This window comes from Paenibacillus sp. PvP094, from assembly GCF_040546835.1.
Taxonomy (GTDB): domain Bacteria; phylum Bacillota; class Bacilli; order Paenibacillales; family Paenibacillaceae; genus Paenibacillus; species Paenibacillus illinoisensis.
This window is the reverse complement of the sequence record NZ_JBEPOM010000001.1, coordinates 5,558,411-5,582,194: the sequence shown is the minus strand read 5'-3', so window position 1 is coordinate 5,582,194 and position 23,784 is coordinate 5,558,411. Positions and strand designations below refer to the sequence as shown.

The following is a 23,784-nucleotide window of genomic DNA, read 5'->3' as shown; positions in this document are numbered from 1 at the left end:
ATGGAGGTGAGAAGGCAATGGCGCAACCAGAAACGACGATACCACCCAAAAGGGAACTACGCTCAGTCCAGAAGAAACGTAAGCGATTTGACGAAATGACCTATCATTTTATGCTCCTGCCTGGCATGGTGATGCTGTTTATTTTCTCGATTGTGCCCATGTTCGGCGTAATCATGGCGTTCCAGAAGTTCATTCCTGCCAAAGGCATATTCGGTTCCAAATGGGCGGGGCTTAGCAACTTCACCTATATGTTTCAACTGCCGGACGCGAAGCAGATTTTTATCAACACGCTGGTCATTGCTGTCGGGAAAATTGTGCTGGGATTGATTGTTCCTATTGTATTCGCCCTTCTGCTTAATGAGGTTCGTCTGAAAGTGTTCAAGAGTTCGATTCAAACGATTGTGTACTTACCGCATTTCATGTCATGGGTTGTCTTGGGCACGATGCTGACCATGATATTTTCTTTTGACGGCATGATTAACAACTTCCTTGAGCTTCTCGGCTTGGAACGCATTATGTTTCTGGCCAGCAACGATTGGTTCAGACCGCTGCTGATCGTAACGGATACCTGGAAGGAGTTTGGTTATGGAACCATTGTCTATCTGGCTGCGTTAACGGCAATTAACCCTGCCTTGTATGAGTCCGCTGCAATGGATGGTGCGAATCGCTGGAAGCAGACGCTCCACATTACGCTGCCAGGCATGTTCCCAACCATTATCCTACTGGGTACATTGAGTCTCGGAAACGTACTCAATGCCGGATTTGATCAGGTGTTCAACCTGTATAATCCGCTCGTATATGAAACGGGTGATATTATTGATACCTTTGTGTACCGCATGGGTCTGATCAATATGCAGTATTCGTTCGCAACAGCCATTGGTTTGATGAAATCGGTGATCAGCTTTGTTCTGATTGTCATTTCGTATAAACTGGCTTCCAAGTATGCGGGGTACAGAATTTTTTAGGAGGGTTAGCATGATTCAATCCAAATCACTCGGTTCCAGGCTATCCCGACTATTGATTATGTTCACGTTGATCCTGATTACATTCATGTCCCTAGCACCGATTGTAAATACGATTATGGTTTCCATCAGCAGCAGTACGGCAGTGAATGCAGGCCGGGTTTATTTTCTCCCGGTGGAGCTGAACTTCTCATCCTACGCACAGATTTTGAAAGATACGAAGTTCTGGAATGCGTTTCTGATCTCGGTTGAACGGGTGGTGCTTGGTGGTGCGATCAATATGATTTTGACCATTCTTATGGCCTACCCCTTGTCACGCAGTATTTCACAGTTCAGATCCCGGAACACATACATGTGGATTATCGTGTTTACGATGTTATTCAGCGGAGGTATTGTTCCTTGGTACATGGTGATTAGCAAGCTAGGGCTGATTAACAGCATCTGGGCACTGGTTTTACCGGGTGCGGTACCCGTATTCAATGTGATCCTGCTCATGAACTTCTTCAAAGGCATACCCAAGGAACTCGAAGAGGCTGCCTTTATTGACGGAGCGGGGCCGATCAAAATTCTGCTTAACATCTTCATTCCGATTTCCATGCCGAGTTTGGCGACTATTATGTTATTTGTCATCGTTGGACATTGGAATAACTTCTTTGACGGAATCATTCTCATTAACGACAGCTCTAAAATACCACTACAGACTTACCTGCAGCGGCTTAGTCTTACGCGAGACCAAATGCAGAATCTCTCTGTTGAACAGCTGCAGCAGTACAATAAAATTTCGAACACGACATTGAATTCTGCCAAAATTCTGGTCTCGATGATCCCTATACTATTAATCTATCCTTTTCTACAGCGTTATTTGATCCACGGTATCGTCCTCGGGGCAGTGAAGGAATAATCTGATGACTTTAAGAAAGGAAGGGATATGCAAATGCGAAAGATGAAAATCGTAAGTCTGACGGTGGTTCTCAGTATTATTCTGGTTACTACGATGGGTGCAAGTGGTGGAGGCAAAAAGCACTATGCCAGTCAAGCACAGTGGGCGCAAGAGAAACTGGATGAATATTACTGGAACGATGAAGCACAAATGATGAATAACGCTTATCCTTCGACTCCGGAAGGTGAAGAGCCTTTGAATTATTGGTGGAAGGCTCATGCTGTTGATGCACTGGTAGACGGATACGAACGAACAGGAGACGAAGCGTATACGGAACGGGCGGAAGAGCTGGTGCGCAGTATTATTGAACGCAATGGTTCGCTTCATAATGAATTTTATGATGATATGGAATGGCTGGCTCTTGCTGCTCTCCGTCTTTACGATGCCACAGGCAGTGTAGAAATGAAAGATTACGTGCTTGAACTCTGGGCAGATATCAAGACAGCCTGGTGGGAAGATGACCTGGGAGGCATGGCTTGGAAGAAGGACCAGCGATACAACCGTAATGCGTGTTCAAGTGGTCCGGCTTCGATTCTGGCAGCAAGGCTGTATGAGCGTTTTGGTGATCCTCAGGATCTGGAATGGGCTCAAAAAATATACGAATGGGAAAAACGCTATCTCGTTAATCCGCAAACAGGACTCGTCGCAGACGGCTTGGTGCTGCGTGAAGACGGTACACTTGATGTGAATGAAGCGTGGATCTTCACCTATAACCAGGGCACATTCATAGGTGCCGGCGTGGAGCTCTACCGGATTACGGGAGATCAGGTGTATTTGCAGGATGCAGAGAAGACAGCTGCAGGCTCCCTAAAGTCCTTGACGAATGAGAAAACCGGAATTTTCTTAGAGGATGGGGATGGAGATGGTGCCTTGTTCAAAGGCATATTGATCCGTTACATGGTAGAGCTGTATGATGCCGGGCATAACAAGACTCTGAAGCAAGCGATCTTCCGGAATGCAGATGCGTTATGGAAAGGCAGTCGGAAAAATGGATTATTCGGTCAGGCTTGGGGTCAACCGGCCCAGAATCCGCTGCATCTTACGGCCCAGCTAAGCGGTGTCTTTCTGCTTGAGGCAGCTGCGAAGCTCGAAACTGGGAAACGTTCCAAGTCAGTTAAGTCAAGGAAATAGTGTCACTTGAATCGTCGTAACTTTAAAAATATCTATTATAGATCAATGTGTAGAAAAGGCATCGGATCCCTTGTCAAGGGTTTCGATGCTTCTATGCGGTTAGCAACCAAAATTTTCTATGAGTATGGTGCCTATTTGGTAGAGGGCAAATGATAACTTTCTCGGTTGAGGGAGAAGTAGTCATCCGCTCGCACAAACTTTAAAGAGATTTCATTCGCAATACTATAAACCGCCCGTTTTGTCTTCCTGGGTGTATTCCGGTAACGACATGCATTAACATCCCATACTATAAGGAGTGAATAGTGATAGTGAGATTCATAACCTTATTGGAGGGGAAATTCATGAAGAAGCCAACTCTTCGATTGCTTATGATCATAGATAAATTTGAAGTGGGAGGAACTGAGACATATGTGTCCGCTGTTGTCGAAGAGATGGGAAAAAGAGGGGTCTCCATTTATGTAGCAGGTAATCGGGGGAGTTTGTTGTCCAAGTTCAGGGCGCTTGGTTGTCCAATATTTACGAAAATAAACGACCGGCAAAGATTGGAGCAATGGATTATCAAGCATAAGATCAACGTCATTAATGCTCACCATGAATCTACCGGAATAATCGGTAGCGCCCTCAGCAGAAAGCTAAGAATCCCTTTTGTCTATACCATACATGGGACATACTATCCTCGGACACTTATCACGAAAATAATGAAGAGATGTTATAGTCGTCACGCGGTTATTAGCGTTAGCTGGCCGGTTAAAAAGTGGCTGGAAGAGAAAAACATCCAATCTGTATTAATTCCAAATGGAATTAATACGCAGCATTTTAGATACAACAGAAACAAGCAGTTGCTCGAACAATTAAACATTGCCAGTAAGTCGAAAGTGCTATTGTATGTCAGCCGTATTGAGGATGAAAAAGCAGAGATATGTAAAAGTTTTTTAAGAGCTGCACAGCGCTGTATGGATTCATCCCCAAACATGCATGTCGTAGTGGTTGGTGGTGGACCAGGATTGAATAGTGTCAAGAAACTAGCAGCTAGAAAACACAGTAATCGTATTCATGTATTGGGTGAACGCCTAGATACATCGTCCTTTTTCTCGATTAGTGACGTTGTTGTAGGAACAGGTCGAGTAGCTCTTGAAGCGATGTCCTGCAAGCGGCCTGTCATTGCGATCGGTGCGAAGGGGATTTTTGGAATTGTGAAGCCAGATAATTTCAAGCTTGCTTGGAGGTATTACTTCGGAGATCACAGAGCCAAGGAAACTCTTGAAATAAGCAAGATCGAAAATCTGATTCTTACTGCATTAAGGTCTAAGAAAAGTTCAAAAAATTGGGGAGAAGCAGGACGTGAATTCGTTAAGAAGCAATTTAATATCTCTGGCATCGTCGATAAGCTGCTTAGCTTATATCACTCCTTCATCTAGAAGATTTGGAGGGAAAACAATGTTCAATAAATTGATGATTGTAGCCCATCCTGATGATGAAATAATCTTTGGAGGAGCTCAACTTATAAAGGGAAAAGGATGGAAAGTTATTTGTGTAACCAATGGAAAACACAAAGTGCGGGCAAGAGAGTTTAAAAAAGCAATGAAAGACGTAGGAGCAGAATATGAAATGTGGAGTTATAAGGATAAATGGGGAGGAGATTTTAACCGAAAGGCTTTGAAAAAAGATATCGCACAGGTGCTGCAAGCCAATCCTCAGATCAGGATGATTGTTACCCACAATAAAAAGGGCGAATATGGCCATACGCAACACAGAGCACTGCATCAGATTGTAAAGGAGTTAGCTCAGGATAAAATGTACATCTTTAAACGCTCTAAGTATAAGTTGCCTGAAGATCTGATCAAGCAAAAATACAAAATTTTAAAACGATACAGAAGTCAGGACATTGAATGGCTAAAGAAATATACTGATTACGAAAGTATTCGGAAGTTAAGGTAGTGTATAATAATCGAATGTGCGGCAATGTTGTTTGTTACAGCGAATAGAATGGACAGTCCCTAAAGTAGTTACACTACCGGAACAGCCCATTCTTCGCTTCAAATGTCCAATCTGCTAATTAGAGCCATTTGAGAGTGAATTGGATTCTTCTCTACGGGTACCTTCATCTGGAATAATTTCGGTTGTATAAGGTATAAAGTCATCCGTGTAGGCAACTAATGTACAATTTCTCATATATTCCTCAGTGCCGCGTTTCTGCGTATGTGACTGAATGTTCTCTCTTCGAATACAAACGTAATTTTTCTTAGACACATAATATACAGTGTATCCAGCCCTGCGGCATTTTTTTGCCCATTTGGCATCCGATCCACCAATAGTATCCTCTGGGAATTTCACATGTTTCCATACCCTTTTACGAAAAAACAATGTCCCGCCTTTAACCCTTTTACCAGGCACATTCTCTTGTCCGGGTCGGTATTCCATAAGCGCTTTTTTCGACTCAAAATAAATATACGCTGTGTGTTTACCAACTATAGGTGCCTTTTGTGTTCTTAGTGCAATGATGGATTCTTTTAAATAATGAGCACCATAATAATCATCATCATCAAATTTGGCAATAAACGAACCTTTTGCCCGGGCAATGGCCCAGTTAAGACATTTTCCCAGTGTATATTTCTCAGGAAGCTTATAGACTCTAACATTTTCGTATTCTTTTGCCTTCTTTCGCCATTTTTTAAGATTCATACTATCCTTATTAAGGATAATGATCATTTCTTTGTTATGCCATTCCTGTCGTTCATAGTTCGCAAAAATGTTATCCATATATTCAGGTCTCATGGTACACGCTATGATTGAAGCCACTAATTTCAACTCCTTTTCAGAATCATATTTTTTCTGGTGTTCCACACCGACTGGCGGACAATTTTATATTCCTTATTCGTGATGACTTTTTTATACAACTTAAGAAAGTTGTCAGCCATGACTTTATCCGAAAAATGCTTTTTTACATAGGATCGGCAAACTCTTGCGGTGGGGAAATTGTTACGGTATTTCACTTTGCGAACCATATCATCCGTAGAGTTACATAGTAATTGTGGTAAGCCTTTTAGCACTTCTGGAACGGCCCCTGCTTTGAATCCGAGTACCGGTGTACCACAAGCCAAAGATTCGATAAGCACAAGTCCGAAGGGTTCGTTCCATGTAGAGGTAAATAACACACAGCTCGCTCTTGAAATCAAATTAATTTTCTTTGCTCCACCGACAGGACCGATAAATCGTATCTTTTCATTTAGATGCGGTTTGACTTCGCTATCGAAATACTCTTGATATGCAGGCTTGTTAATTGTCCCAGCAATAATTAATTCTTTCCCCGTTTTTTGTGCAACTTCAATCGCTAAATGAACTCCTTTTTCTTTCATGATTCTACCCAAAAATAAAAGATAGCCCTTTTTCTTGGTTCGGAAAGTATAGTCACTAAGACGAATCCCGTTATGCACGAAGTAACCTTTCTTGTTCTTATCACGAATTTTCTTGCTTACAAATACGGGGATTTGTGATCCTTTTGCCTTTTTGGAATGAGAGTTGTGGAGCGTAGGAATGGGCGGATTTGTTTTCGCAACAATGCCATAGTGATCATGGATAATATCCACATTCGAAGGAATGCGCTTAATGATGAAATCCAACTGCTGATCCGGGTCATCAGTAGGATATTCGTACGTCCTTGTGGCCTTGGTTTTCGAACCTTTCTTAGCAAATAAAATGACCTCATGACCTCGTCGAACCAACTCTTCTGTCAGGTAGTGAATATCGCGCTGAGTGCCGCCATAATCTTCTGGGGGAACGGGAAGTGTATTCGTAGATATTTGAACTATTTTCATACCATTTCAGTCTCCTTTGGTTAGCATGAAGCCAACGGCTCTTTTGCCGTCATCTTATGCGAATGACCTGTGGAATGAATGGGCGTCAGAAAATTTTCACAAGCGTCAACGAACCATTTCTTAAGAATTAGAAAACTTAGTTTTCTGAGAAACGTTTCCAGGCTGTTAGAGCCTTTCTATAAAATCTATCAGATGTTCGTCCAATCCAAATATATTTGTTTTTCATAGAGTATACAGAAGTGAAAATTAGAAGGGAGGAAACGACTTGAAAGGACTAATTCTTTGTGCTGGGAAAGGTTCCCGTATGTATCCATTCACTTTCTCTTATCCAAAATCATTGATTCCTGTAGCCAATACTCCCTTGTTGCACTCCTGTATAGATAAATTGGTCGAACAAGAGGTTTCTGAGATCGGAATAGTAATCCAAAAATCCCAAGAATCACTCATTAAAAGTAGCTTAGAGAATGTCACTAGGTGGAACGCGAATATTTCGTTTATTTATCAAAAAGATCCAAAAGGAATTGCAGACGCCATATTGCAAGCAGAGCATTTTATTGGTCAGGACTCATTCATTTTACTGTTGGGAGATAACTTAATTTCCATTTCACTCTCTCAACTTAAAAAGCAAATAGAAGAACAAGGGAATCATGCTGCGCTGCTTCTATCGGAAGTGGATAGCCCTCAAGACTATGGTATTGCAGAGGTGGCAGACCACCGGATTGTGAAGCTTGTAGAGAAGCCGAAAGCTCCCAAATCAAATCTTGCGGTATTAGGAGCATACGGTTTTACCTCCTCTATTTTCGAAGCTGCCAAAAAGATCGAGCCTTCGGCCAGAGGAGAGTATGAAATTACAGATGCGATCCAATGGCTGATTCAACAGGGCTACTCGGTATCTTACCATCAAGCTGAAATAGCAAATATTGATGTGGGAACTTTACAGAGATGGCTTGATGCCAATCAAAAAATGCTTCGGGAGATGCCGGTTGAAAATGATATTCATCCTTCGGTGACTCTAAAAAACTGCAAGATTATTGCCCCAGTCTCTATAGAAGCAGGCTGTATTTTAGAAGATTGTGTGGTTGGTCCTTACGTTTCTATTGGTGCAGATTCCACTATTAAAAACTGCTACATCAGAGACAGCATTTTATTAAGTAATGTTCATATCAAGCGACTAACACACGCTGTTGTTAATACGGTAGTGGGGATCGGTTCTACCCTGGCTGGCTTGGAAGCGAGAAGGAAGGGTGACGAAGAATGAAAATACTCGTGATTGGGACAGGCTACGTGGGTACGACCACTGCCTTGGTATTTGCCGAGATGGGCTGGAAAGTAGTAGGACTTGATACAGATGCACACAAGGTCGATCAATTAATGAAAGGTGAACTTTATTTCTATGAGCCGGGTCTCAAGGAACTACTGGTAAAACATCTTAAAACAGGTCAGGTTATGTTTACTACAAATCAAGCAAAAGCTATTCAGGAGAATGATGTAATATTTATATGTGTGGGAACACCAGCACTTGATGATGGAAATGCGGATTTAACTTATGTTAAGCGGGTTTCACAAGATATTGGTCGTTATATGAACGGTTATAAACTCATCGTTAACAAAAGTACCGTACCCGTAGGGACGCAGGAAAAAGTGACTCAATGGATATTAGGGTCTCAGGCAACTTCTTATCCTTATGATGTTGCATCGAATCCTGAATTTCTGCGGGAAGGTAAAGCAATGCAGGATTCACTAAATCCAGACAGGGTTATCATTGGCGCGAAGAGTGCTAAAGCGGCAAAAATGCTTCAGACCCTCTACGCTTCAGTTCAATGCCCCATTGTCGTAACAACACCGCGGACCGCAGAACTCATTAAATATGCATCGAATGCTTTTCTAGCCACAAAAATTTCTTATATTAATGAACTTTCCAGATTATGTGACAAGCTAGGTGTAGATATAAAAGAGGTTGCTTTTGGGATGGGTCTTGACCAAAGGATTGGCAGCAGCTTCCTGCAAGCAGGAATTGGTTATGGCGGATCATGTTTTCCAAAGGACGTTGCAGCTCTACTCCGCATAGCTAAGGATAATAATACGGAACTGCAGGTACTGAAGAATGTTGTTGAAGTTAATGAAACACAATACTTGTATATGGTTGAGACAGCTAGAAGAAGACTAGGAGATTTTGCAAACAAAAAAGTAGTGGTTCTTGGCTTGGCATTCAAGCCTGATACGGATGACATAAGGGAAGCTCCTGCGATCCGAATCATTCAGTCACTGACTGCGGGACAAGCACAAATTAAATTGTTTGACCCTGTCGCCAAACTTCCATCATACTTGAAGAATTCAAATATTCAGACCATGGCTACCGCTGAGGAAGGCTTTAAAGATGCAGATGCTATTTTTATATGTACGGAGTGGAAAATGTATCATGACCTTAACTGGAGTATGCTAAGGAAACAGATGAAGCAGCCCAACATTTTCGATGGCCGAAACATGTTAAATGCGGACTTCATGAAATCGCTGGGTTACTATTATCAAGGTGTGGGTTACAACTAATATTTGAGAGAATAAACACCTCTAAGTTGATGATTTTTGTAATACTCATCAACCTAGAGGTGTTTTTAATTAGAAGATGTTTGGATTTAATGACTGATATTATTGTTGCAGGATATGCTGCCGGCTCGAAATCATAAAACTATTATGAAGAAGTTAAGCTCCTCATAAAAAATCCACTAGTCCTTGATACTGAGGACCAGGGGATTTTACATCTCGGATTAAAGAGCAAGATTATATCCAATGAACTGCAATGAAATTACTGGCCGTAGGCTGTCGTAGTGAATACGAGTGGGCATCCCTGCTGAGGAGATGGGCACCGGAATATTAACTCCACCAGTAATAGGTGTAACAACATTGGAACTGTAATCCAAAGTTTCTTTTAGCATACTAACCAACCCCCTTTTGGTTAAATGCTAGAGTATGTAGTCGTAAGGTAAAGTTAAAAAGGATTGACGTATCCTCATCTGGGAACTAATGTAATAATGTAATGAACCGGAATTCCCGAGGAGGCATTATGAAATTACGTTCCCTTTCTTTTTTGTGGAAGCTATTGTTATTCTCTATTGTCATAGGAACTCTCCCGGTAATTGTTCTGGGTACCTTTTCATACTATAATTCCTCTTTGTCCGTTCAGGAAAAGGTGAATGAAGGCAATAAATTGCTGCTGCAGCAAACGCAGATGGGTGTAGAGCAAATGCTGAGAACCGTCGATAACTCGGCGACGCAATTCTTGCAGTCCCCGATCGTTAGACAGGCATTCAGCAAGCCGATTACGAATGAGGATTATGAAATGGTTCATGAGCTGTATAAGGGTATTGCTACGATTCAAACGTACGAGCTGGGAATTAATGAGATCTATTTGTACAGTTTAAACAAGAAATGGCTGGTTACAAGTACGGGTGTGAATGAATACAGCTCCCCTGAATTCAAGTCACAACTAGAGATGTTTTCTCGTGAACAGGCTGGATCTTTCTGGAGCAGAGGGCAGGATAATCTGAATGATTCGTCGGAGTCTGTCTATTTCGTCAAAAAATATCCTTTTAACGCTGCGAATCCCAAAGGCCTGATCAGTGTAGCGTTGTCTCCCGACGTAATAAGGAGAACGTTATCCGTTCAAAACGGGAAAATAGCAAACGCTTTCATATTGGATCGCGATTTAAATCTTATTCATCGAAGTGATGAAGGTGCGTCACCAGGAAGCAATATGTCGGGGGAGTCCTATCTTCAACAGCTTCAAGAAACCGAATCCACCACCGGGCAGTACATATCCAAGCATGAGGGGGAGACGGTAACCGTCACCTATCGTAAATCTTCCTACAATGGCTGGGTTTATGTTTCAGTGGCCTCTAACGAACAAGTGAACGAGCAGAATCAGATCATTGGCTGGATTACCTTACTCGTTTGCTTTTTGATCTTGCTAATTACTCTAATTCTGGCGTGGTTTGGTTCGAAGAGAATGTACAGCCCGATTCGATCCATCTATTCGACCCTTGTAGCTGTAGCCACCCCGGAAGCAGGGAGGGAGAGAGCTTCGGGAGAACTGCAAGTGATCGGAGAACGGGTAAACGATCTGATTCGTAACCACTCTGTTGTCATGAACGAGCTCCAGGGCCAACAATCACAGCTGAAAGAGTTCTTCATGCATAAATTGCTGAAGGGTGAGATTGCTCATACCGATTTTGAAGAGAAATTGGGACTGTATGGCGTTAAGCAAACATGGTCGTCCATGAGCCTGATTGCGATCCAGATGGACACCCTTATAGGTACCCGCTACGAGGAGAGGAATCGGGACTTATTATTGTTTGCAATCAGTAATATGGTCGGTGAATTGATACCAAGTGATAACAGGTTGGTACCAGTAGTGGCCACTGATTACCAAGTTACCCTGATCGGCTCATCGAACGAGGGTGCAGAGCTTAAGGAAGAGTTGTTCATGTTATCTGTGGACGTCCAAAAAGCAGTTGCCCAATATCTCGGGATCCGGGTTAGTATCGGAATCAGCCGTCCATTTCACGTTTTTGACCAAGCAAGGAATGCACTGCATGAAGCCATGACATCACTGAAATTTAGTGTGGGACTTGGGCAAGAGTCCATTCTGTTTATAGAGGATGTGCAGCCGCAGAAAAATGATCCGGGCAGGTTTCCACATCACCGAGAACAGGCGCTGTTCGATGCCATACGAGCAGGAGACCTGGCCCAATCCGAGATCGAATTGGAACATTTTATGGAGGAACTGTTTCCGGCCCAAACACCATTTCAGCACTATCATTTGTCACTTTTGAGGCTGTTGGTGAATTTCCTCAAATTCGGTCATGAGCTTTCTATTCCAATGGAAGCCATCGAGGGAGATGAGTCCTCTTTAATTGATACATTATTTAAGCTGCGGAACGTTACGGAGATGAAGACCTGGTTTTGGACATTATTTGTTGTGCCATACGCCAAGGAACTGGAGCATCGCCGTGAAACGCAGTTTAAACATATATCGGAAGCCATCGTCGACATGATTCAACGGGAGTTCGACTCGGAATTAACCTTGGAAAGCTGCTCAGCACGAATCAATTATCACCCTCATTATGTGAGTCGGGTGTTTCGACAGGAGACGGGGGTAAACTTCGGGGAGTACCTGACAATGTACCGAATGGATATGGCCAAGAAGTGGCTGAAGGAGACGGATATGAAAATTGCTGAAATTGCAGAGCGCCTGCAGTACAATAATTCGGCCAATTTTATTCGCTCCTTCCGGAAAATTGCTGGAACGACTCCCGGAAAGTACAGAGAAGAACAATAACGTGCTGCCAACTTCTCTTAGACAAAAAAAGCTCCTAGGTCGTGAGATAAAATTCAGCGTCCTAGGGGCTATTTGCGAATTTACGAGATGATACCCGATATTACTTAGTGGCAGATTTGGCGTAATCTGCATTAATCTCTTCAATAATTTTGCTTCCGCCACCTTGCAGCCACTTATCCACCGCCTGATTCCAATCCTCTTCGCTGACGGTACCCATAATGTACTTGACTGTGGCATCCTGTATGATTTTATTGAGTTCATTACCGAGCTCAATGGCAGTATTAGAGATATAAGGAGAGGCAGGATTTTGAATAGCAAAAGTGGCGTTGTCTTTGAACAATTCTGTGCTGAGCTTCTCCAATTCTGTACCGAAGTTCTCCACCTGATCCTGCAATATCATAAACTGGTTGCTATCCGTCATTTCTGACCGCAACTTGGGATCCGGGTTTTGTTTGTATTCTCCATTTTCAACCGAGTACTGCTTGCCTTCAACGCCATATTTTAAAAGGTTTTGCATGTCCTTCTCCGATACCTTATCGAAATAAGCAAGAATTTGCTTCAATTCTTCTTCCGTTTTGACACTTGTTTTCGGAATCATGTACATTCCCAAATAACCTGTGCCTGCTCGCGTGGCATTTCCGTTCGGGCCAGAGATGCGGTTAATCAGATTGATTTTGGCATCGGGGGCGACCTTCTTGACATTCTCTTCAATGTTCTTTCCATCCACCATGTTGTCAATCCACAATCCTGCCTTACCTTTGTACATCACCGATCGACCGTCCTGAACGAGCGCAAAATCCTGATTGATAAGCTTCTCATCATATAGTTTCTTGTAAAACTTCAAGGTATCCATATAAGCGCTGGTCATGTGAGCCGGGATTAACTGTCCGTCTTTCAGTTCCCATTCATTTGGGCCTCCCAGATAGACCAAAATGTCTTTGAATCCAGCGATATTATTTCCCTGCATGCCTACCGCAAGACCGACGGTATCCTGTCTGCCATTTTGATCCGGATCCTTTGTGGCAAACGCTTTCAATACGTCATAAAGTTCATCCACATTTTTCGGAGCCTCCAAACCCAGATTGTTCAGCCAGTCCTGTCGAATCATCAGACCGAAACGGGCAATATCCCGTTCGCGATACAGGCCATAGATTTTGTTGTCAATGGATGAGTTGCTTAACACAACATCAGACATCTTGCTCAGGTTTGGATAACTGTCGAGATACGGTCCCAATTCCCAGAACATGCCTGACCGGGCAGCATTGATGATAAAAGAAGCTTTTGGCTCCAAAGCAACGAACGTTTTGGGCAGCTCGCCGGAGGCAACGGTAGCGCTTAATTTATCCGTGTAGGATGAGGAGGGGACCCAGGACACGGTTAGATCCGTGTTCGTTTTCTCCTCAAGCAGAGCCAAAATGGAGCTGTTCGCATTCATCTGTTCCGCACTGTACGTTGGCAGCATCATGCTCAAGGAGAGAGTACCTTGTGCACCGCCCGTACCTGTCCCCTGAGCCTCGTTGGAATTGTTACTGGCACATGCTGTAATCATTAAGCTTAATGAAGCGATAAGAGCTCCAGTGCTAATCAACGACTTCCGATATGGTTTCTTCATATTCAAATCCCCCTAATCGTGATTTCATGATTTAAGTTACGATCAGCCTTTTACAGAACCAAGTAATACGCCTTTGGCGAAATGCTTTTGCAAAAATGGATACACGAGCAGGATCGGTAGAGTGGATACAACAATGACAGCCATCTTGATAGATTGCTCCGGTGGGGAAACATAGTCTGATTCCATGGCAGTGGAGTCCCCGATTCCACCAGAAGCCAAAATAACGAACTGCCGTAATAGCACTTGAATTGGCCATTTGGTGTTATCGTTAATATAAAGCACAGCACTAAAGTAAGTATTCCAATGGCCTACCGCATAAAACAGGGAGAAAGTAGCGATTGCCGGCATGGAAAGAGGCAGAACGATGCGAAAAAATACGCTTAAATCATTGCATCCATCGATCTTGGCTGACTCTTCCAAGCTCTCGGGAAGCTGCTGAAAGAAGTTCCGGATAATGATTAAGTTAAAAGCGCTGATGGCTCCAGGTATAAGCAAGGACCAGTACGTATTAATCATACCTAACTGTTTGACCACGAGAAACGTTGGAATCATGCCACCACTAAATAACATCGTAAAAACGATCAGCATGAGAATCGGTTTGCGGAAGTCCATGTCCCTTCGAGCCAATGGATAGGCCATTAAACAGGTCAAAAATATGTTGATCAGCGTGCCGAACACGGTAATGTAGATGGTAACAAGCAAGCTTTTGACAAGTGTGGGGGTTGAAAAGATGTACCTGTATGCATCCAGTGTAAACTCTGTTGGAAACAAAATGAACCCACGTAGTAATAATTCCTTCTGGGTGGCGAAGGAGCCAGCAATAACATATATGAAGGGTAGTACCGTGAGCAGAGCAAATACAGTCAACAGCAGTATGTTCAGTACATCGAAAACTCGACTTCCCACGCTAGGTTTGATAGGCATTCCTTGATGAGCTCCTTCCTTAGTAAATTCCTTCTTCACCAAACCTCTTGGCCAGATGATTGGCTACAACTACGAGCACCAAACCAATCAAAGACTTGAACAAACCAACGGCGGTACTGAAGCTGTATTGCCCTTGGCTAATCCCTACGGAGTATACGTAAGTATCAAATACTTCCCCGACTTCACGGTTCATGGCGTTGAGCATCAGGAAGATCTGTTCGAAACCAGTATCTAGGAAGTTCCCCAGACGAAGAATCAACAGAATGATGATGGTGCTGCGAATGGCAGGCAGCGTAATATGCCAGAGCTGGCGAAGTCTGTTCGCTCCATCCATCCGCGCTGCTTCATACAACTGTGGATCGACCCCTGACAGCGCGGCAAGGAAAATGATCGTTCCCCAGCCCGTTTCCTTCCAGATCACCTCAGCAGTAACGATGGTTCGAAACCACTCATTGCTCGCCAGGAAATTAATCTTATCCCAGCCAAAGTACACCAGAAGATCGTTGACGATACCACCTTCTGTCGTTAAGAAAATATAAGCAATCCCCACGACAACTACCCATGACATAAAATGCGGAATATACACCAGTGTCTGAATAGTTCGCTTAAACAAGTGGTGGCGAAGTTCATTTAACATAAGTGCAATAACAATGGGTAAGGGGAAGAAAAACAGAATGTTGAGCATGGCAAGCATGAGCGTATTCCGGAAAAGAACGATAAAGTTAGGATCGTTAAATAAACGTTCAAAATGTTTGAGCCCTACAAAAGGACTATCCCAGAAGCCAAGGAATGGCTGGTAATCCTTGAAGGCGATGAGTATTCCATACATGGGCCAGTACTTAAATATAAGAAAGTACAGCAGGCCTGGCAGAAGCATGAAGTACAACCATCGGTTTCTTACCATTCTGCCTAACAGCGTTGGTGCTCTGGAGGCGGGGAACATGAGTGTGGTAGCTTTTGTATTTCTTTGCATCTGACTTCATTCCTTTCCTCAAGAGTCTCATATGGGGATGCAACCATAGCTGTATCATAGTGGCGGGATGAAATTACCGTCGATAGTCCTTGATTGTGGAGATGGTCCTTAGCGTGCGGAATAGCGCGATGTTACAGCGTGTAGTCATCCGTTGCGCCGGTGTTCATTACTTGCTTTTTTCCGTGTAAACAGCGATATAACGCCATCAGGAAGCACATGTCTATGAAGACACAACAAAAAAAGGAACCCTAAAAACGGGCTCCTTATCTATCTCGGACTGCTTTAAGATTTTGAGGGTTGTCCAACCAGCTAAAGTAATAACTGAATATATGTCCAGAGAGAAAGAACGAACTCATACAAAAAATAAAACGAAAACCCGAGCAGAAGTATGCCTGCTGCAATGGAAACCCAATGGATCATTCTTCGGCTCATCACTTTTCGTGTGATAGAAACCAGAGAGACCAGACCCAGGTCATGGATCAGAATACCGCACAGCACACCACAAGCCGCAATAGCGAAGCTTTCCTTCCCGGCTGAACGATAGGAATCAGACAGCACGGCTCCGAATACGGAAACCCAAAAGATCAGATTACCTGGGGAAATGGCTACAAGCAGGCCGTTACGGTACGTTTTCCAAAACGATTTCTTCACCTTCTCGTCGGCTGGTGTGATATCCTGGTCTGCATTTCGAATTGAATCATAGCCGAGATAGGCAAGAAAACCGGCTCCAACAAGCCAGAGAGGAATCTGGACATAAGGCAGCGAAAGGATGGAGGCGAATCCAAAATACATTGCAAGGATCAATGCGGTATCCAGGGTCATTCCACCCAAACCAACAGCCCAGCCGTGAATGAAGCCATTCTTCAAGCCCTGTTTGGTCATCTCTACGGTGATTGCTCCGACTGGCATGGCGATAGCTAGTCCAATCAGAACATATTTGATATACAGTTCCATGTCCATAATCATTTCCCTTTCCTGAATCCGGTTAATGAGACGCTCCTCCTAATATCTGCAGAGTACAGCTTATTCGAAGGAGGCCTCTTTTAGGACAAGGAAGGGTAAACTTCTATTCCTGAATCTTTTCCGTTTGGAGAGCACGAAGAAAAGGACAACGAGAAGGGGAGGTATCATCATCTCTAAGAAAGTACTGCTTATATTCGAGATTCCCATGCGATCCATATTGTTTTAATTCAGGATGAGCGGGTACAGCATCGTATTCGGCAAGTCGTTCACGAATCTTGGGCCCGATGGCAGCAGCTTTCTTGGGATGAGCATTCCACTGGTCAAGAACCCAGCGAGGTGTCATAGCGAGCATAAAATATGGGAAACTTCGGCTCTGCCTGAACGTGTGAGCAGGTGTTCCGCAATAAACGAAATAACGTTCATCGTCATAACAAAACTCCCATAAGGGATTCTCCGGGTTCTCCGGTATATCTTCCGGCCATGGCTTTACATCCAAATCACTAACCTGGCTTAACAGTCCCCAAAAAAACGTTTCATACTCCAAAACCGTTCTTGTTGTATCCCTCAATTCAAGAAAGACAATCAATGAAGAATATTCACCAAAAGAACGCGAGGCCCGGCCGTATTCCGAAATGATCTCCGCGAGTTTACGATCGGTGGGCTGGTGATCTGAGCCAGAAACAAAGCCATACCGAAGATGACCCATGGCGAAAGCCTGCGTCGCCGGAATACAAGGGAAACGTGCTTCCCGATCACTCATTTTGGAGGCAAACAAGCGGTAGGCATCCTTTTTCCATTCTTCCAGAGGAGCATCGTTATTCTCCAGTTCAGAATGTTGATACAAAAGCGACATGAACAGTCCTCCTTTTACCTATAGGATATCGTCCAGAGGCAAATTGGTGACTGTCCCACATCACTTCGATAGGGTAGGCGGGTGAATATATTCAATAATTCAGAAGGCGCCCACCGTCATGCCATTGTCCATACATTTTGTTATTTCTTGTGTGTGTAATGAATTTATCCAATCTGTGATCAAACGTTGCAGGTTGATTCTTAACGCTCTGGATCGTGTCGATCCGTACTCTTGTATATAAAGCGGGAAAAGCCATGAAATTCTCATAAGTCTGTGTATCCTCTTTGAGCCTGATCTCAACATCCTCAGCAATGCGAAAAGAATCAATCTCCATGTTCGGCAGTACCCGTCTTCCTTCATCCCTCATGAATCCCAATTTTTCAAGACGTCTTACCCGTTCTTTGTTCAATTCTGTCCAGGAACTGTTATGGCTTCGGGGTGACAGTCTCTGTGCTAGCGCTGTGTCAGAAATTTTCTTCTTCAGCCCATCAATCCAACCAAAGCAAAGGGATTCTTCCACGACGTCCAAATAAAATAGCGTATCCGGCTTTGGAGTCATACTTACAATAACCCAGCAGGAAGTTTCAGTCCTGCAATGGGTCTGAAACCATGATCTTAAGTCTTCTCTTGAGTTTATAGAGAGTAAATTCTGAATTTCCATTGTTCGACTGCTCCAATCCTTACTAGCCTGATTCGTTGTTCATTTAATTGGACTGCACGGGTTGCTGATACCAATACAGACAATAGTCGTTCATGGTGGACGCATGCCCCAATTGACGCAGCATGGTAGATACATTGCCCCTGTGATAAGTACCGTGATTCACCACATGAAGCAGCATGTTGGACAATGTTGTTTCACATATGCCGGCGTATGGATTATCAAGTGTGATGGTTTGCTCCAAATCGGTTTGACGCTGTATCCATTCATGGTATCGTTCTGCCAATTCCGCATAAGTGTCCATGTACTCTTCGACGGTAAGGAGTGTTTTTTCATTTAATGGCATGCACTCTTGCAGCGATTCACGCATTTCCATACCTGATAAAACGAGATACCACATCTGATCGACTGCGTAGATATGGCTTAGGGCATGGGCGAGGGTGGGGAACGAACTGTTTAATTCCTGACTTAGTACAGAAGAGGGCAATTCCTTGATTCTGCCCAGGATGGTTTGGTTGGCCCACGTGTGGTAATTCAGCATCTCCACTGGATAATTCGTCATTTGAAAGGTCTCCTTTTGTAATACAATGATTTTTGTTTTTGAATCTGTAGTGATTATAAAAAAAGAAGTATGACAACAGAGTGTCATACTTCTTCGTATAGCAGGATTGCTAGTTGGAGCTGTTCTTTCAGAATCCCTCGAAGTTCTCGAGGCTTCATCACTTCGACTCCACTGCCCAAACTCAGCAGAAATGATCGAAGCCACCTTGCCTGAAGGGGTTGGTAAACGGAAATTCGCATGGTCATGCTTCCGTCCTCATTAAATTGCTTCTCTGCCTGATGGAAATGGTCCAGCGCTTCCGCTAATGCCTCAGGAGCAACCCGAAAGACAACGTCACTTATTTGATTTTGCCATTCCTCATTTTGCAAAGAAGTCTCTCTTGGCACCTCATTGTGCGGTAGGAATGATTCTTGGGTCAGCGAGAGATTCATCATTCGGGATAGACGAAATTCCCGGTAATCCTGACGTGTCCGACAGAAACCATATACGTACCAATTGCGATATTTAAAATAAAGCGTCACCGGTTCCAACTCACGGGTTGTGCGTTCATTCTGGTTGTTAATGTAATCGAAGTGCACAACGATATGATTCATGATCCCCGACCGCAGCTCGCGAAGTGCATAGTGATCCGTACGGTGAGTTTCCAAGTCAACCGCCAAGGTCGGGGTTTGCTGATCAGACCCGACCGTTTGCAGACGTTCAATCGTGCCCTGTGCACGCTCATCCTCAAATACAGTGGAGAGGCTGCGAAGAACCGTAATCAGAGAGTGAACATCGTACGACCCGAGCAGGCTTTTGTCCATTTTGTATCCGTCAATCATGCCATACCCGCCATTCATCCCCTGATAGGAAACCACAGGAAAGCCGGCGGCACAGATCACGTCGATGTCCCGATATATGGTTCTTTGGGATACCTGAAACTCTTCGGCAAGCATGGAAGCAGAGACAACTTCGTTGTTCAGCAGCTTATAGATCATAGAGATTAATCGTTCCATTTTCATGAGTAAGGACCGCCTTGTCCACCGTTTTTATTCGTTATCGTTGGTCGTTATTATATCACAAGTGATTGCTTAACAATAATAAAACAATAAAAATCAATAATTATTTATTGTAAAACGATAAATTGTGTGATAAATTCAAATCAATTAAAACAAGTGAGGTGCTTTTTGTGAAACGAGGTTCAACGATCTTCTTAAAAATGGCTGTACTGCTTATTGGGCTTCCCATTCTAGCTTTATGCATCTTCGGCATACCTTGGTTAGCGAATCATCCGGTGAATCCGAATTATGCCGGTTCGCTATATCCTATTGTGGTCATTATGTACCTCTCTGTCATACCGTTTATCATTGCTCTGTTCCAGTCATTCCGTCTCCTGAGCTACATCGATAAGAACGAGGCCTTCTCTTCAATTTCGGTCAGTTCTTTAAAAATCATAAAATATTGTGCTATTGTAATCAGTAGCCTATATCTCGTGATGCTGCCGTTCGTTTTTCTTGTAGCAGATAAGGATGATGCCCCTGGGCTTATTATTGTTGGGATGGTTCCTATTTTTGCTTCGCTGGTCATTGCGGTGTTTTCCGCTGTTCTCCAAAGACTGTTACAGGAAGCCATTGATATTAAATCCGAAAATGACCTAGTGGTTTGAGGTGAAGACATGGCCATTATAATCAATATTGATGTGATGTTGGCAAAGCGGAAAATGACAGTTACCGAGCTTGCGGAGAGAGTTGAAATCACGATCGCCAATATTTCCATATTGAAGAACGGGAAGGCAAAAGCGATACGTTTGTCCACGTTAGAGGCAATCTGCAAAGCGCTGGATTGTCAGCCCGGAGATCTATTGGAATATAGAGCGGATGAAGACGAAGATTCCATTGAGCAGTCTTGATAACGATGAAGAAGACTCTGCATGTTGAGTGCAGAGTCTTCTTTTATGAAAAATGTTCCTCTTTCATATGATTGTGAATATTTCTGAACTGCAGTGGGGTGACATTTTCCTGACTTCGAAAACATCTAATGAAGTAGCTTGACTGGGAAAACCCTGTCTCTAAGGTAATTTGCTTAATGGAAAGATTGGTCGTAGCTAATAATTGCTTCGCATGCAACAACCTGGATTCCATTAGGAACTCCGGAAAAGAGATTCCAATCGTTTTACTGAACTTGCGGCTAAAGTATGGAGTACTATAACCGGCGATCCCGGCTGCTTGTTCTAGCGTGATGTGCTCATTACTATGGGAGCGGATATAATTTGCTGCTTCACGAATCCGCTCTGCGGTTGGATTCATGGAAACATTGATTTGGCTCGCTCCGGACTGTAATCTTGTCAAAAGTTCATACAACGTTGCGGCCATACTGTGCTCATCGTCAACCTGATATCCCCTGCCTATCTCCAGTAACCGGTCCATCAGAGCTGTAATCATTGGAAAGTTGGAACATTGAAACAGCCATGGCTCATCCACTCCTTTTCCATTCAATAATTCTTCAAGACGAATACCGTAGAAGTGAATCCAACGAATACTCCAGGGGTCATCAAAGTCCGAATGATATGTTTGCCTGAGACCAGGACCGTAGAGGAATCCCTGTGCACGCGTTAACTCATAAGAATTGGTCCCGCTGTGCAGAAATCCTTTCCCGTCATATACAAGATGCAAATTATAGCATTGATCCAAATTACTTTCTTTGGTCCGATACTCTCGATTTACACGATGCTTCGGAAAGTCACTGTAGCCTCCAATAAAATCGGGAAAGCATACATGCCGGGGAAAAACCGGCTTAGGGAGAAAGAGGTGTTCTTTCACGCGTATCCTCCAGTTGAACGCAATATTTTGATGTATATCATTATAATAAAGCAAGTCATCCGTTGTATCGTTAGTTATTGATGACAATATTTTATTATAAGTCGCATAATCTTGTCATTTAATATACGCGATTGGTCCAATAGAATGGAGTCAGTATCGTAGTTAAAGGGGACAATGAGATGGCGAAATCAATACACGTGGACGAATTAAAACTGGGTGTCTGTTACTACCCCGAGCATTGGAATGAGCAATTATGGGAGGACGACTTCCGCAGGATGCAGGAGATGAATATTACGGTTATTCGAATGGCTGAATTCGCATGGTCCATCATGGAACCGGAAGAAGACCGATTTGATTTTAGTTTTTTTGGGCGGGTGATGGATCTTGCGCACCAATATGGTTTAAGTGTCATTCTGGGGACACCGACTGCAACTCCGCCAGCATGGTTAACTGAAAAGTATCCTGAAGTGTTAAATGCGAATAAGGACGGCGTCTTGTATCGGCACGGCATGCGACGACATAACAATTACAGCAGTCCGATCTATCGGCAGCAATGTGAAAAGATAGTGCGGAACATGGTTCTGGCATATAAAGATCATCCGGCAGTCATTGGATGGCAGATCGATAACGAACTCAACTGCCATATCAATGTTTTCTATGCTGAGGCAGACCATGTCGCTTTCCGTGAGTGGCTGAGAAATCGGTATGGGTCACTGGAACATCTGAACCAGGCATGGGGTACGGTATTTTGGAGTCAGACCTATACGGCGTGGGAACAAATATATCTCACACGGAACATGGTCAATTCATCGCCCAATCCCCACCTGGCGCTGGATGAAAAGCGCTTCATATCGGCGAATACCATTTCATTTGCCAAGCTTCAGGTGGATATCATTCGTGAATTGGACCCGGAACATTGGATCACGACAAACGGTACGTTTGGACATATAGACAATCATGAATTGACGGATGAACTCCTTGATTTCTTTTCCTATGATTCGTATCCGCAATTTGCCACAATATTTCCTGATGAGGACGAGAAGCCATTGCAAGACCGGGCTTGGAGCATGAAATTGTCGAACGTACGCAACATGTCGCCGAATTTTTGCGTAATGGAACAGCAGTCTGGTCCAGGCGGCTGGGTTGATAGTATAGGTATGGGCACGCCAAGACCGGGCCAGATCCGATTATGGTCATACCAATCCGTTCTTCATGGCACAGACCTACTTGTATACTTCCGCTGGCGTACGGCAACGTTTGGAACCGAGATGTATTGGCACGGTATCAATGATTACCACAATCAACCCAACAGGCGAGTGCGTGAAGTTGCACAAGTGGGCGAAGAGTTTGCCCAAATAGGACGAGTTATTGCAGGTACGACATATCATGCTGACGTTGCCATCCTGCAGGATTACGATAATATGTGGGACGGAGAGTTAGACGAGTGGCATGGTCCGCTTCACCACCAAAGCACACGCGCTTGGTATAAGCAGCTGCAATACCGCCATATCCCTACAGATCTAGTTACTCTGCGACCAACGACCCTACTGGAACATCTGTCCAAATATAAGGTGATTATCTATGCTCATCCCGCAATCATGACAGACGAAACAGCAGAACTTCTTCGAGCTTACGTCAGCCATGGAGGTACCCTGTTATTCGGCGCACGGACCGGATATAAGGATCTCAAGGGACATTGTTACATGAGGCCATTTCCAGGAGCTGTTGCAGCGTTATGTGGAGTAACTGTAGAGGATTTTACCTTAGTCAAAGGAACCGTGACTGGGGCCAAGTTGCAATGGAAGGGTACAAGTGAGCAGTGGTCTCACGGATTAGAATCGGTTGGATTTAACGAAATTCTTCATGTGGAACATCCAGAGGTACAGGTGGTCGCCGAATATGCTTCCGAATACTATGCAGGTAGTGCTGCGATGACGAGGCGCGCAGTAGGTCAAGGAGAGGTATGGTATTATGGGGCCGCTTACAATGAACCAATCGTTGATGCTCTCATGGATGAAATAGGGCTGTCTTCGCCGGTTGATGACCTGATAGAAGTACCTTCCGAAGTTGAAATCGGCATCCGTTCCGCCAAGAATAAAGCATATCTATTCTTACTCAACTACTCGGACCAGGAGGTTTCCATCAAGCTCAAGAAGGAAACGAGAGAGTTACTAACGGGAACATCCTATAAGAATGAAATCAAAATGTCTGCATATGGTGTTTTCATTTTTGAGATAGATAAGTGATATAAGATAACA

The 23,784-nt window shown here is 43.7% G+C and carries 22 protein-coding genes; 11 read left to right on the top strand and 11 right to left on the bottom strand.

The features are described 5' to 3' along the window. Window positions 1–17: 17 nt before the first annotated feature. From ABIC22_RS25330 to ABIC22_RS25310, 5 genes are all read left to right on the top strand, one after another. Window positions 18–965, top strand: a complete 948-nt coding sequence (locus ABIC22_RS25330) for an ABC transporter permease (protein ID WP_483312566.1) — start codon at window positions 18–20, stop codon at window positions 963–965. Between the two features lie 10 nt (window positions 966–975). After that, on the top strand, window positions 976–1,863 hold the full coding sequence (locus ABIC22_RS25325; RefSeq protein WP_354484697.1) for a carbohydrate ABC transporter permease: 888 nt from the start codon (window positions 976–978) through the stop codon (window positions 1,861–1,863). A gap of 33 nt (window positions 1,864–1,896) precedes the next feature. Further along, entirely contained in the window at window positions 1,897–3,033 is a 1,137-nt protein-coding gene (locus ABIC22_RS25320; RefSeq protein WP_354484695.1) for a glycoside hydrolase family 76 protein, read from the top strand. A 341-nt stretch (window positions 3,034–3,374) separates the two neighbouring features. Continuing rightward, window positions 3,375–4,451, top strand: a complete 1,077-nt coding sequence (locus ABIC22_RS25315) for a glycosyltransferase (protein WP_354484693.1) — start codon at window positions 3,375–3,377, stop codon at window positions 4,449–4,451. A gap of 19 nt (window positions 4,452–4,470) precedes the next feature. Further along, complete coding sequence (locus ABIC22_RS25310; RefSeq protein WP_354484691.1) at window positions 4,471–4,971, top strand: PIG-L family deacetylase; 501 nt, start codon at window positions 4,471–4,473, stop codon at window positions 4,969–4,971. Window positions 4,972–5,085: 114 nt separating this feature from the next. Here the strand turns inward: ABIC22_RS25310 and ABIC22_RS25305 are convergent, their stop codons facing one another. Then, window positions 5,086–5,832: a glycosyltransferase family 2 protein gene (locus tag ABIC22_RS25305; protein WP_354484689.1), complete on the bottom strand. Its 747-nt coding sequence runs from the start codon at window positions 5,830–5,832 to the stop codon at window positions 5,086–5,088. Window positions 5,833–5,837: 5 nt separating this feature from the next. Then, entirely contained in the window at window positions 5,838–6,848 is a 1,011-nt protein-coding gene (locus ABIC22_RS25300; protein ID WP_354484687.1) for a glycosyltransferase family 4 protein, read from the bottom strand. Between the two features lie 265 nt (window positions 6,849–7,113). Here ABIC22_RS25300 and ABIC22_RS25295 point away from each other — a divergent pair, with 265 nt between their 5' ends. From ABIC22_RS25295 to ABIC22_RS25285, 3 genes are all read left to right on the top strand, one after another. After that, window positions 7,114–8,106, top strand: a complete 993-nt coding sequence (locus ABIC22_RS25295; RefSeq protein WP_354484685.1) for a sugar phosphate nucleotidyltransferase — start codon at window positions 7,114–7,116, stop codon at window positions 8,104–8,106. Further along, window positions 8,103–9,395 (top strand): UDP-glucose dehydrogenase family protein, encoded by a 1,293-nt coding sequence (locus ABIC22_RS25290; RefSeq protein WP_354484683.1) that lies wholly within the window; start codon window positions 8,103–8,105, stop codon window positions 9,393–9,395. Before ABIC22_RS25295 ends, ABIC22_RS25290 begins: the two co-directional genes overlap by 4 nt. A 514-nt stretch (window positions 9,396–9,909) precedes the next feature. Further along, window positions 9,910–12,183 (top strand): helix-turn-helix domain-containing protein, encoded by a 2,274-nt coding sequence (locus ABIC22_RS25285; protein WP_354484681.1) that lies wholly within the window; start codon window positions 9,910–9,912, stop codon window positions 12,181–12,183. A 100-nt stretch (window positions 12,184–12,283) separates the two neighbouring features. Here the strand turns inward: ABIC22_RS25285 and ABIC22_RS25280 are convergent, their stop codons facing one another. The 8 genes from ABIC22_RS25280 to ABIC22_RS25245 all read right to left on the bottom strand — a co-directional run bounded on the left by ABIC22_RS25280 (window position 12,284) and on the right by ABIC22_RS25245 (window position 19,729). After that, a complete protein-coding gene (locus tag ABIC22_RS25280) occupies window positions 12,284–13,795 on the bottom strand; it encodes an extracellular solute-binding protein (RefSeq protein ID WP_354484679.1) in 1,512 nt (503 codons plus the stop codon). 42 nt (window positions 13,796–13,837) lie between these two features. Next, window positions 13,838–14,719: a carbohydrate ABC transporter permease gene (locus tag ABIC22_RS25275; RefSeq protein WP_154893213.1), complete on the bottom strand. Its 882-nt coding sequence runs from the start codon at window positions 14,717–14,719 to the stop codon at window positions 13,838–13,840. 19 nt (window positions 14,720–14,738) lie between these two features. Further along, the gene (locus tag ABIC22_RS25270) at window positions 14,739–15,662 is read right to left on the bottom strand and encodes an ABC transporter permease (RefSeq protein WP_127536573.1); all 924 of its coding nucleotides are present in this window, start codon (window positions 15,660–15,662) and stop codon (window positions 14,739–14,741) included. 339 nt (window positions 15,663–16,001) lie between these two features. Beyond that, window positions 16,002–16,646, bottom strand: a complete 645-nt coding sequence (locus ABIC22_RS25265; RefSeq protein ID WP_354486092.1) for a LysE family translocator — start codon at window positions 16,644–16,646, stop codon at window positions 16,002–16,004. Between the two features lie 112 nt (window positions 16,647–16,758). Next, the gene (locus tag ABIC22_RS25260) at window positions 16,759–17,508 is read right to left on the bottom strand and encodes a YqcI/YcgG family protein (RefSeq protein ID WP_354484677.1); all 750 of its coding nucleotides are present in this window, start codon (window positions 17,506–17,508) and stop codon (window positions 16,759–16,761) included. Between the two features lie 91 nt (window positions 17,509–17,599). Beyond that, entirely contained in the window at window positions 17,600–18,169 is a 570-nt protein-coding gene (locus ABIC22_RS25255) for a YdeI/OmpD-associated family protein (protein ID WP_354484675.1), read from the bottom strand. A 43-nt stretch (window positions 18,170–18,212) separates the two neighbouring features. Next, window positions 18,213–18,728, bottom strand: a complete 516-nt coding sequence (locus ABIC22_RS25250) for a DinB family protein (RefSeq protein WP_354484673.1) — start codon at window positions 18,726–18,728, stop codon at window positions 18,213–18,215. Window positions 18,729–18,811: 83 nt separating this feature from the next. Beyond that, window positions 18,812–19,729, bottom strand: a complete 918-nt coding sequence (locus ABIC22_RS25245) for a helix-turn-helix transcriptional regulator (protein ID WP_354484671.1) — start codon at window positions 19,727–19,729, stop codon at window positions 18,812–18,814. A gap of 167 nt (window positions 19,730–19,896) precedes the next feature. Here ABIC22_RS25245 and ABIC22_RS25240 point away from each other — a divergent pair, with 167 nt between their 5' ends. Both ABIC22_RS25240 and ABIC22_RS25235 read left to right on the top strand, forming a co-directional pair. Next, window positions 19,897–20,373 carry a DUF2975 domain-containing protein gene (locus ABIC22_RS25240; protein WP_354484669.1) on the top strand — a complete coding sequence of 159 codons (477 nt, stop codon included), beginning with the start codon at window positions 19,897–19,899 and terminating at the stop codon, window positions 20,371–20,373. Window positions 20,374–20,382: 9 nt separating this feature from the next. Continuing rightward, complete coding sequence (locus ABIC22_RS25235) at window positions 20,383–20,616, top strand: helix-turn-helix domain-containing protein (protein WP_154893207.1); 234 nt, start codon at window positions 20,383–20,385, stop codon at window positions 20,614–20,616. Window positions 20,617–20,659: 43 nt separating this feature from the next. Here ABIC22_RS25235 and ABIC22_RS25230 read toward each other — a convergent pair whose 3' ends face one another. Further along, window positions 20,660–21,526, bottom strand: a complete 867-nt coding sequence (locus tag ABIC22_RS25230) for a helix-turn-helix transcriptional regulator (RefSeq protein WP_354484667.1) — start codon at window positions 21,524–21,526, stop codon at window positions 20,660–20,662. 179 nt (window positions 21,527–21,705) lie between these two features. Between ABIC22_RS25230 and ABIC22_RS25225 the strand changes: the two genes are divergently transcribed. Next, window positions 21,706–23,772 carry a beta-galactosidase gene (locus ABIC22_RS25225; protein ID WP_354484665.1) on the top strand — a complete coding sequence of 689 codons (2,067 nt, stop codon included), beginning with the start codon at window positions 21,706–21,708 and terminating at the stop codon, window positions 23,770–23,772. The last annotated feature ends 12 nt before the right edge of the window (window positions 23,773–23,784 follow it).